7 protein-coding genes are annotated in these 6,454 nt (G+C 63.1%); 5 read left to right on the forward strand and 2 right to left on the reverse strand.

Annotated elements, in window-relative coordinates; translation table 11 throughout:
- Nucleotides 1–277 precede the first annotated feature (277 nt).
- Nucleotides 278–637, forward strand: a complete 360-nt coding sequence (locus HMPREF2875_RS09540) for a Cd(II)/Pb(II)-sensing metalloregulatory transcriptional regulator CmtR (RefSeq protein WP_070523117.1) — start codon at nt 278–280, stop codon at nt 635–637.
- Entirely contained in the window at nt 634–1,236 is a 603-nt protein-coding gene (locus HMPREF2875_RS09545; protein WP_070672560.1) for a cadmium resistance transporter, read from the forward strand. The genes HMPREF2875_RS09540 and HMPREF2875_RS09545 overlap by 4 nt, the downstream gene beginning before the upstream one ends.
- A 643-nt stretch (nt 1,237–1,879) precedes the next feature.
- Here HMPREF2875_RS09545 and HMPREF2875_RS13545 read toward each other — a convergent pair.
- Together HMPREF2875_RS13545 and HMPREF2875_RS09550 are read right to left on the reverse strand one after the other, a co-directional pair.
- Entirely contained in the window at nt 1,880–2,344 is a 465-nt protein-coding gene (locus HMPREF2875_RS13545; protein ID WP_141754612.1) for a hypothetical protein, read from the reverse strand.
- Nucleotides 2,345–2,634: 290 nt separating this feature from the next.
- Nucleotides 2,635–3,024 (reverse strand): heavy metal-responsive transcriptional regulator, encoded by a 390-nt coding sequence (locus HMPREF2875_RS09550; RefSeq protein ID WP_004601215.1) that lies wholly within the window; start codon nt 3,022–3,024, stop codon nt 2,635–2,637.
- A 108-nt stretch (nt 3,025–3,132) separates the two neighbouring features.
- Here HMPREF2875_RS09550 and merA point away from each other — a divergent pair, with 108 nt between their 5' ends.
- The 3 genes from merA (at nt 3,133) to HMPREF2875_RS09565 (ending at nt 6,220) form a co-directional block, all read left to right on the forward strand.
- Nucleotides 3,133–4,557: a mercury(II) reductase gene (merA, locus tag HMPREF2875_RS09555; protein ID WP_070672562.1), complete on the forward strand. Its 1,425-nt coding sequence runs from the start codon at nt 3,133–3,135 to the stop codon at nt 4,555–4,557.
- Between the two features lie 146 nt (nt 4,558–4,703).
- On the forward strand, nt 4,704–5,267 hold the full coding sequence (locus tag HMPREF2875_RS09560) for a TlpA family protein disulfide reductase (RefSeq protein WP_070672565.1): 564 nt from the start codon (nt 4,704–4,706) through the stop codon (nt 5,265–5,267).
- A complete protein-coding gene (locus HMPREF2875_RS09565) occupies nt 5,264–6,220 on the forward strand; it encodes a cytochrome c biogenesis CcdA family protein (protein WP_005326045.1) in 957 nt (318 codons plus the stop codon). The genes HMPREF2875_RS09560 and HMPREF2875_RS09565 overlap by 4 nt, the downstream gene beginning before the upstream one ends.
- Nucleotides 6,221–6,454 lie beyond the last annotated feature (234 nt).

Here is a 6,454-nt window from a genome sequence, read left to right on the forward strand (position 1 = left end):
GGTCTTTCTACTGCCCCAACTTTGCAACAGCACCCGGTGACTTATGGTTCGAGCGGAAACTTTCAACGCTACGGAACTTCGAGCCAATTCGGTTGCCTTCGGCGCGGCACAAATCGCACATGGGCCGATCATCAGAAACGAGCGTGGTTCAGCTGTTTTCGCAACTTTGCCGGAATCTGCGCCATCTCTGCTACTTTCACTGTCTCTTCAGCAGCGCACACAGCTGCACCGCTACCCGGAACTTGACTAGTTCAGCGATCGCTGTATAGTTCAGCGCATGCTGACTATTGCTTCGCGTCTCGACGTGATGAACCGCCTGGGTCGTGCACTGGCCGACCCCACTCGATCCCGGATCATCTTGACCCTGCTCGACCATCCCGCCTACCCGGCGGAACTATCCCGAGATCTGGACCTGACACGCCCGAACGTGTCCAACCACCTGACATGCTTGCGCGATTGTGGGATTGTCGTCTCCGAGCCCGAGGGGCGTCGGACACGATACGAGATCGCCGATCCGCACCTGGCGCAGGCGCTGACCACATTGGTCGATGCCACCTTGGCAGTAGACGAAGACGCCCCGTGCATCGATCCCGCCTGCTCGCTTCCCGGGTGCTACGCAGCTGGGGAGGACGCATGATCCTCACCTCGGTCTTGCAGGCGATAGGCCTGTTCGCAGCTACCAACATCGACGACATCATCGTGCTCTCCCTCTTCTTCGCGCGAGGGGCAGGCCAGCGCGGCACTACCGCCCGCATTCTGGCCGGCCAGTACCTCGGATTCGCGGGCATCCTCGGTGCCGCGGTTCTAGTGACCATGGGCGCCGGAGCATTCCTGCCCTCGACAGCCATCCCGTACTTCGGTCTAATCCCGCTGGGCCTCGGCCTCTGGGCCGCATGGGAGGCCTGGCGCGGAGACGATGAGGACGATGACGACGAGTCCAAGATTGCCGGCAAGAAGGTTGGCGTGGGGACAGTCGCAGGCGTCACCTTTGCCAACGGTGGCGACAACATCGGCGTCTACACCCCTGTATTCCTCAGCGTGGAACCTCTCGCAGTAGTCGCCTACTGCGTTATTTTCCTCGCGCTCGTTGCGGTCCTGGTGGCCCTGGCAAAGTTCGTCGCAACCCGCCCCCCGATCGCGGAAGTGCTCGAACGCTGGGAGCACATCCTCTTTCCCATCGTTCTCATCGGCCTCGGTATCGTGATCCTCGTCAGCGGCGGAGCCTTCGGGCTCTGACGTAGCGGCAGCGTTCCAAACGGCCCCGACCGGGCGTTATCGGTGGCTCCTATAACGCCTGGAAGGTCTTTTTGAAGCGCTGTCGGGGCGTGTGAATCTAATCACACAGAGTTTACAGAGTCCCAGCAATTAAACTTTCGGCTACCCAATTTCACCCGCGGACGCAATGAGACTAGCACCGACGCTTTCCCCAACGCGCCACCGCTTGCGGCGTAGCCCGACCAAGGCCACCGGCTGGTTCTCAAACGAGGACGAAGCCCGTGGCCTAGAGCTCGTGGTCGAGAGCCGAAATTCGGCCTAAAACCGCGTTTAGCCAAAGAAAAATGACCCCTAGAATCCGCCCCTTCCAGCCTTTCTTTGAGGCTGGCGGCTAAGTTAAGAAGTTCGACTGAATTATCTGCGGGACGCTGTTGAGACAGGTTCCGCTGTGCGGCGCGCACGAGCCTTGCAAGCCTTCCAGTGTCACGGGCCAGTGGGGAAGTGGAAGGCAGCTCCGCTTGTATTGCTTGCAGGTGTCCGGCTGCACTGTTGGCGGCGTCTAGCGCGTGCTCGTAGTCTCCAGTATCCCCGTGGGCTTTGATAAACAAGGCGCACAGGTGCGCGCCCTGGGATTCACGAACGATGTCAGTCATTCTATTCCTACTTACTCAAGCCACTTTTGGCCTGGCCCTTTGAGACTTTCTGAGGCCCGCCATGCAACTACCAAGATAGAAATCTGGAAGCCAATAATCCATGCGTTTGGTGCTCCTCCCACGCTCGAAATGATTCCGCAAACGGTTAAAACTAGTAGAAATACGCCCGTCACAACTCCCCCAGCTGCGCTTCCCCTCCTGGCCGAGAAGAAAATGATAAAGCCCAGTAGCAATATCGGAAAACAAAGACGCATGGTCCATACTTCCAAACTCGCGCCGGAAGCAGCTATTTGAAACAGGGAGAATAGTGACCCTTGGATCAGCACCAGAGAAAAGTTGCCCAAAGTCTGTGGATTCCATTTATTTCGTCTTTGTTTGTCGTCAGAAGTAGTTGGTTCAACCCGCTCCTTTTTGGCCTGGTTGCCTTGTATTTCTGTTGAGTCCACAAAGAGGGGTGGTTTTCGCCTGTCGATCATGGTGGTGATGGTGCACAGAATTATGAACGCAAGGGCCCACCAACTACCTGCTCGCGAAGACTGTTCTTGTCCACCGGGAACTGTCTTATTTCCGTCTTCCCGTAGGGGACTATTTTTACTTTGGCTCAAAATGCACCAAAGGTATTATCCTCAACCGCCAAAATGTTACTTCCAGGTAAGAAATAGTCCCTATTTATAGATAGCTCCTGGCGGTTAATCCTGTCATCCTGGCTCTCGTCGAGCTGCAACTCTCGCATAGCGTGGTTGCTAAGGAGGTGTGCCCAATTGGATTACAAGTACCTACACACTTGATCGGTGCTGCACGTTTCAGGGTCCGGGTGTGCGGCGTCCTGTCTGAGGTCCGCGATAGTGTCGCGCAGCACGGAGAGCTGCGCGATCTGCTGCTCGATCTCAGCGAGGCGCACGTCAAGCAGGTCGCGCACGTGCTCGCAGGGCGCCTGGCCGCCGTCGCGGATGTCGAGGATCTGGCGGATCTGGGCGAGGGTCAGCCCGGCGGCCTGGCCCCGGTGGATGAACCCGACCCGACCCACGGCATCCTCGGCGTAGTCCCGATAGCCGGAGGCCAATCGCTCGGCCGGAGGGAGCAGCCCCGACTCCTCGTAGAACCGCAGGGTCTTGGTCGTGGTTCCGGTTGCTTCCGCAAGCTGTCCGATCCTCATGTTCGCCGATTCCCCTTCCAATGGCCACCACACTTGACCTTCCATTGTACTGGAAGGTTCACAATGGTTCCATAGGAACTTTTGAACCACAGGGAAGAGACATCTGGAATGACAAACGAAAAGTTCGATCTGGCGATTATTGGTTCCGGCGGCGGAGCGTTTGCGGCCGCGATCCGGGCCACCGGACTGGGCAAGCGCGTCGTGATGGTGGAGCGCGGCACCGTGGGCGGGACATGCGTGAACACGGGCTGCGTCCCGTCGAAGGCGCTCCTGGCTGCCGCGGAGGCCCGCCACGTGGCGTTGGATTCGGCCCGCTTCCCTGGGGTGGCGGCCTCGGCGGGCCCGGTGGACATGCCGGCCCTGATTCAGGGCAAGGCCGCGCTGGTTGAAAGCATGCGCACGGAGAAGTACGTCGATCTGGCCGCGGACTACGGGTGGACGATGATCTCGGGGGACGCGTCGTTCACCGGAACCCAGGACGCACCGCTGCTCCGGGTGATCTCCCCGGATGGTGCAGTGAGAACGATCGAGGCCGGGCACTACCTCGTGGCCACTGGCTCCGCACCCTACGTGCCGCCCGTTCCCGGACTGGCCGAGGCCGGGTACCTGACCTCGACGACGGCGATGGAACTGGACGAGGTGCCCGAATCGATGCTGATCCTGGGCGGAGGCTATGTTGCCCTGGAGATGGCACAGCTTTTCTCCCGGCTGGGCTCCCGGGTGACCATGCTGGTCCGTTCCCGGTTGGCCTCGCAGGAGGAACCGGAGGCATCCAAGGCGTTGGCGGGGGTGTTCGCCGACGAGGGGATCCGGGTGGTCCGGCGGGCCATGGCCGACTCCGTGGCCTCCGGCCCGGACGGGGTCTCGGTGACGGCAAACGTGGCCGGGGGCGAGGAGGTGTTCCGCGCTTCCCGCATCCTCGTGGCACTGGGCCGCCGCCCGGTGACCGAGGGACTGGACCTTGACGCCGTCGGGGTGAAGACCGGCGCATCCGGCGAGATCGTGGTCGATTCCCGCCTGGCCACGTCCAACCCGCGGGTTTGGGCCGCCGGGGACGCGACCGGCCATCGGGAGTTCGTTTACGTCGCAGCGGCCCACGGCGCCTTGGCCGTGGACAATGCGTTCACCGATGCCCTGGCCGAGGTCGACTACCGGCACCTGCCCCGGGTCACCTTCACCAGTCCCGCCATCGGGGCGGTCGGGATGACGGAAAAGGAAGCTGTCGCCGCCGGGATCAGCTGCGAGTGCCGGGTCCTCCCCCTGGAGTACGTGCCGCGAGCCGTGGTCAACCGCGACACCCGCGGCTTCATCAAGGTTGTCGCGGACCGCGACACCGGACGGATCCTGGGCCTCTCCGCGGTGGCCAAGGACGCCGGGGAAATCGCCGCCGCCGGCGTCTACGTCCTCGAAGCGGGCATGACCACCGCGCAGGTCGCCGCCGCCTGGAGCCCCTACCTGACGATGGCCGAGGGCATCAGGATCGCCGCCAAGGCCTTCACCACCGACGTCTCCGAGCTCTCCTGCTGCGCCTGAGCTCCAGTCCCCACTACCGAAGCAAAGGAATGCCCTGACCGCCACCGACCAGGCCCTCACCTATCTGTTGTCCCCGAGCACCACCGCACCGACCACGGCACCGCCTGAGTCCCCATCCCCATTCCTGGAAGGAACCACCAGACACCATGACATACCCGAGATCCCGCCGTTCTCTGTCCGTTCCCCGGCCCAGGCACCTCGCCTCCGCCCTGTTTCTGGCAGCGGTCATGGCACTGACAACCGCCTGCGCCAGCTCACCGAGCGGCCCGTCGGCCGCGCCAGGCGGTTCGTCGCCCGACGCGGCCGGTGCCGTTGCTGTTACGGTCTCCGACATTGACGGCACTACCCGGACCATCCCGGACGGTAAGCCCGCAGCACTGTTCTTCTTCTCTGCCGGATGCGGTGAGTGTGCGGAAGGGGCCGATTCCCTGAACAAGGCCTCCACGGCCCTGGGAAGCTCGGCCGACTACCTCCTGGTGGACGTGGACCCCCGAGAACCGAAGGAGACCATCAACGGATTCCGCGATTACATCAAGGCCCCTGAGCTCCCTGCCGTCATCGACACCGAGGCCACACTGACCACCCGGTACAAGGTCACCTCCATAAGCACCCTGGTGGTGGTCGACGCGAAGGGCGACGTTACCTTCCGGGCCACCGACCCGTCTGCGGAAAAGATCCAAGAAGAACTCACCAAGGCCGGTGCCCAATGACAGCCCTGCTTGCCCTGGCCTTCGCCGCTGGAATGATTGCCCCGGTCAATCCCTGCGGTTTCGCCCTCCTGCCCGCCTGGATAGCCCAGACCATCGGGGACGCCCGGACGCGCCCGCTCGCGCTGCGTCTGGCCCACGGGCTCCGGGCCGGACTCGCGCTCAGCCTCGGCTTCGCTGGGACCCTGGCAGCCTTCGGACTGATCGTCAGCGCGGGCGCCAGGACCCTGATCAGCGCAGCGCCCTGGCTGGGAATGGCCACCGGGGTGATCCTTCTCCTGCTGGGCCTGGCCATGCTCACCGGACTCACACCACGGCTCCGTCTGCCGGCCTGGGCCACGAAACCCCGCACACAAGAAGCCGCAGGGGCAGGTCACAAAACCGGGCGCATGGTGGCCTTCGGGATCGGATACGCCGCAGCATCCCTCGGCTGCACCCTCGGGGTGCTCCTGGCCGTGATCGCCCAAGCCCAGGCCGTCGCCAGCTACGCCGGGCTGCTCGCGGTCTTCGCCGCCTACGCCGCAGGCTCGGCCACTGTCCTGATGCTCGTTTCGGCAGGCACGGCCATCGCCGGGGCCGCCCTCGGGCGAAGAATCACCGGCCTGGCCAAGCACAGCAACCGCATCGCCGCCTTCATCCTCACCATAACCGGCGCCTACCTCAGCTGGTATTGGTATCCCGCCGCCACCGGCGGAACCGCACAGGCCAACAGCCTCGCCGTATGGTCAGCCGCCGCCAGCGCCTGGATCAGCGACAACAGCACCCTGATCGCAGCCCTCGCCGCAGCCGTGGTGCTCGCATCGGCATTGGCCGCCCTCAACCGGCGCAGGAGACTGCGCATCAGACAGGGAACGCCGCCCACAGGCGAGGGCCCCGGGCAAAGCGGGGAACCCGACTGCTGCACACCAACTCCGGACAACAACTCGACCGAGGACCGGCCAGGCACGATCCCGTAGCTGGCCGAGGACTCCCAAAAAGCAATGGGGAGAGGGAACCTTGCCCATCTTCTGGCAAACGAGGCGCCCGCCTATCAGGACAGGTTGGTACAGCGGCATCAGGCCGGAAGTCAATTCGTGCAGAGGACTTCGGGCAATCCGTCAGGAGCCCTCTGTACCGCCCCCGCAATGACGGGAACGTCAGTGTGGTGGACTTCGGAAGGTGCTGTTGCAAAGTTGGGCGGAGAGCCGAGA

The organism is Corynebacterium sp. HMSC078H07 (genome assembly GCF_001812805.1).
Taxonomy (GTDB): Bacteria; Actinomycetota; Actinomycetes; order Mycobacteriales; family Mycobacteriaceae; genus Corynebacterium.

Bases quoted from the DNA above. Each gene is read 5' to 3' on its own strand.
- HMPREF2875_RS09540 (WP_070523117.1), top strand. From the start codon at position 278: ATGCTGACTATTGCTTCGCGTCTCGACGTGATGAACCGCCTGGGTCGT.
- HMPREF2875_RS09565 (WP_005326045.1), top strand. From the start codon at position 5,264: ATGACAGCCCTGCTTGCCCTGGCCTTCGCCGCTGGAATGATTGCCCCG.
- HMPREF2875_RS09550 (WP_004601215.1), bottom strand. From the start codon at position 3,024: ATGAGGATCGGACAGCTTGCGGAAGCAACCGGAACCACGACCAAGACC.
- HMPREF2875_RS09545 (WP_070672560.1), top strand. From the start codon at position 634: ATGATCCTCACCTCGGTCTTGCAGGCGATAGGCCTGTTCGCAGCTACC.
- HMPREF2875_RS13545 (WP_141754612.1), bottom strand. From the start codon at position 2,344: ATGATCGACAGGCGAAAACCACCCCTCTTTGTGGACTCAACAGAAATA.
- HMPREF2875_RS09560 (WP_070672565.1), top strand. From the start codon at position 4,704: ATGACATACCCGAGATCCCGCCGTTCTCTGTCCGTTCCCCGGCCCAGG.
- merA (WP_070672562.1), top strand. From the start codon at position 3,133: ATGACAAACGAAAAGTTCGATCTGGCGATTATTGGTTCCGGCGGCGGA.